Raw genomic sequence first — 3,009 nt, forward strand, 5'->3', positions numbered from 1 at the left:
GTTTTTTTGATTGAAAGTCTCCTGTTTCTTTTCTTCTTTGCTGCCACTCCCATAAAGTAGTTCGTCCAATCTTAAATCTTGCTGCCACTGCTTCTCTGCTTTCTCCTTCGTCTAGCGCTTCCATTGCTTTTTTTCTTAAATCATAACTATATGCTGCTGGCATTCAACCTCCTTATCATCATCTATCCTTATCCTACCACATCCGGACTTTTATGGAAAGAGCTATACCACGCCATCCTACAATTTCATTGATGAAACTGCCTAACACTGGCGCAATTGCCATGACAACTGTAAGAACAGAATTCATGATTCCAATAAATTTCACCGCTTCGTCGCCTTTGTAGCTGTCTGCAACGATTGCAAACACAACTACAGATGTGCTAACACCAATGCCCTGAACAAAGCGAGAGATTAAAAGCCAAAAAATCGACGGTGCAAAAACACAACCAACAGCGCCGATTAATAACAAAGTGTTACCTATGATCATAATTCTCCTTCTGCCATAGCATTCAGACAATGGACCAAAAAACAACCCTCCTATGCAAAAGCCTAGGAAATTATAAGCAATAGTTAATTGAATTATGCCTTCCGGTACGTTAAAATAGTGCACCATATCAGGAAAACTAGGTACGGAAATGTCAATTTCAATGAACTTGGCAATGAGAGACAGGATTAACAGAAATGGTAGTAACATTTGAGATTTTTAATTAATGAATAAAAATATCACATTTAAAGCGTTGAAAGAAAACATTTTTTACTGTTATTAAAATGGTTAGAAACACCTCATGTGAAGGAATGGTGGATAAATTGGACACTAGGGTTAATTAAAGAAAAATATGACAACTATGTTAAAGCTCTTACTCTCTGTCCTAACTTTACTTATTTCCTCTTACTTTTTCAACAGTCCGTCTAAATTACTACAAGCAGTTTAATTTTTAGTAAATATGTCATTATTCAAAAATATGCAAGAAGCTTTACAGAAACTTAACATAATTTTATCATAAAAATGTCATTCTTAAGTCCCATGTAAAAACAAATTTTGGCACTAATTTAATTAACTATGAGCTGGATAAATTGGAAAATAAATTTTGTTTACTTTTACAACACCTTAAGATCTAATGTCACTTTATCAATCAAAAATATTACAATAGGCTAGTATGTTCCTTACTCTTTTTCTCAAAATATTACCTATTTATATTACAATATTTATTGGTTACTTAGCAGGAAAATATCTTAAAATTGATAGAAACACTATATCTCAAATACTTTTTTATATAGCTAATCCAATAGTGATTTTATATGGAGTCTCTCATACAGAAGTTAACTTAAAAGTAATTTCTCTGCCGATTTTGATATGGTTTATAGGTAGCACTATGTCCTTATCAGTGTATTATCTTTCTTCTTTTTTATTTAAGGATAACACAAGAAACATATTAGCATTTAGCTCGGGCAGCACAAGTATGGGTTATTTTGGCCTGCCGATTGCCATGGCTTTATTTGATGAAGATTCAGTATCTGTATATGTTGTTTGTTATATAGGAATGGCGCTATTTGAAAACAGCTTAGGATTTTACATAGCTGCAAATGGTATTTATACCGCAAAAGAATGCATATTAAAGTTGTTCAAACTTCCTTCGCTTTATGCGATGGTTCTGGGCTTCTTTTTAAGTATATACGATATACAAATACCTACTTTTTTAACAGATGTTATGATGAATATTAGAAGTACATTTGTCACATTAGGAATGGTGCTACTTGGAGTGAGCATTGCGAATATTGCAAGCTTTAAAATAGATTGGAAGCTTGCTTTGATCACTATTACAGCAAAGTACGTATTCTGGCCACTGTTTGTTTTAGGAATTGTCCTTTTAGACAAGCATGTTATAGGTATATACGATGAGAGTATATATAAAGCACTGATGTTGCTGGCTATTATTCCAGTTTCTGGGTCCAGTATAATACTTGCTAATATTTTGAATTATCAACCAGATAAAGCTACTCTGTTGCTTCTAATCAGTACTGCAGTGGGACTGTTTTATGTTCCACTAATAATATCATTATTTTTTACTAAACTTGTTCCTTTTTGATCAAAAAATTAAGCGCTTGCACAACCATTATTTGGGTAACAACACAAGACATTGATAAAACTTGAATTTATAGCTAAAGCAACTTCTACAATTTGGTAACCCGTAATCCCGCTACTAGTTAGCGCCGCGGCGGTAAATTGACCTTACCCAGAAAAAGTAGAGAGAAAGTTAAAACGTTTTTGGAGTAAAATAAAACGTTTTTTCAAAATATGACAAACAGAAGAGAATATACAGCAGAATTCAAATTAGAAGCTGTTAAGCTGGTTAAAGAAACAGGTCAAGCAAGTACAAAAATAGCAAAAGATCTAGGTATAGATGGCAGTATGTTAAGTAAGAAAATATGATGGAAAAATGTCTGGAGCATACGCATTTCCAGGCAAAGGCTCCTTATCACAAAGAAAGATTTGATCTAAAAAAAGAACTAACAAGAGAAAGAGACATTTTAAAAAAAGCCCTGGGCAAAGAAAAAGAGTAAAGTATTCTTTTATATAGAAATTGCTATAAAACACAGGAACTATGTAGGGTTTTGTACTGGTGGTATGGGTTGCTAAGGAAAAAAGCAGTAAAGAATTAGCAAAAGAAGGGCTTCTAGCAGATATTCAAAAAATACATCAAGCTTCTAAATGCAGATATGGAGCCCCTAAAATTCACGCTGAATTAAAAGCTTTAGGCAAAAATTAAAACAGTACAAAGTGTTATGCAAGAAAATGGCATTAAAGCCAAGCTTAGACGAAAGTTCAAAAATAAAAAACAGCAAATAAGCAACCGAGTTGTGGCTCCGAACACATTGGATCAAAATTTTACTACTGATCAGCCAAATAAAGTTTGGGATTACCTACATAAAAACTAAAGAAGGTTGTTGGCGGCAATAATTGACCTATATTCACGCATGGTGGTTAATGAGTAACATGATAATTATAGC

At 33.3% G+C, this 3,009-nt stretch carries 2 protein-coding genes and 3 pseudogenes; 3 read left to right on the forward strand and 2 right to left on the reverse strand.

Annotation, left to right across the window (positions count from 1 at the left end):
• On the reverse strand, positions 1–163 hold a 163-nt coding region (locus OZD66_RS00825; RefSeq protein WP_275021924.1), incomplete at its 3' end, for an IS630 transposase-related protein.
• A 42-nt stretch (positions 164–205) separates the two neighbouring features.
• Positions 206–694 (reverse strand): annotated as a pseudogene (locus OZD66_RS00830) (MFS transporter); the annotation flags it as partial.
• Positions 695–710: 16 nt separating this feature from the next.
• On the opposite strand from OZD66_RS00830, the pseudogene OZD66_RS06040 reads away from it, so the two are divergent.
• The 3 genes and pseudogenes from OZD66_RS06040 to OZD66_RS06045 form a co-directional block, all read left to right on the forward strand.
• A pseudogene (locus OZD66_RS06040) lies at positions 711–853 on the forward strand (N-acetyltransferase); the annotation flags it as partial.
• A 304-nt stretch (positions 854–1,157) separates the two neighbouring features.
• The gene (locus OZD66_RS00835) at positions 1,158–2,087 is read left to right on the forward strand and encodes an AEC family transporter (RefSeq protein ID WP_006279391.1); all 930 of its coding nucleotides are present in this window, start codon (positions 1,158–1,160) and stop codon (positions 2,085–2,087) included.
• Positions 2,088–2,296: 209 nt separating this feature from the next.
• Positions 2,297–2,985: pseudogene (locus tag OZD66_RS06045) on the forward strand (IS3 family transposase); the annotation flags it as partial.
• Positions 2,986–3,009: the final 24 nt, after the last annotated feature.

It is taken from the genome of Wolbachia endosymbiont of Drosophila baimaii, assembly GCF_028982185.1.
Taxonomy (GTDB): Bacteria; Pseudomonadota; Alphaproteobacteria; order Rickettsiales; family Anaplasmataceae; genus Wolbachia; species Wolbachia pipientis.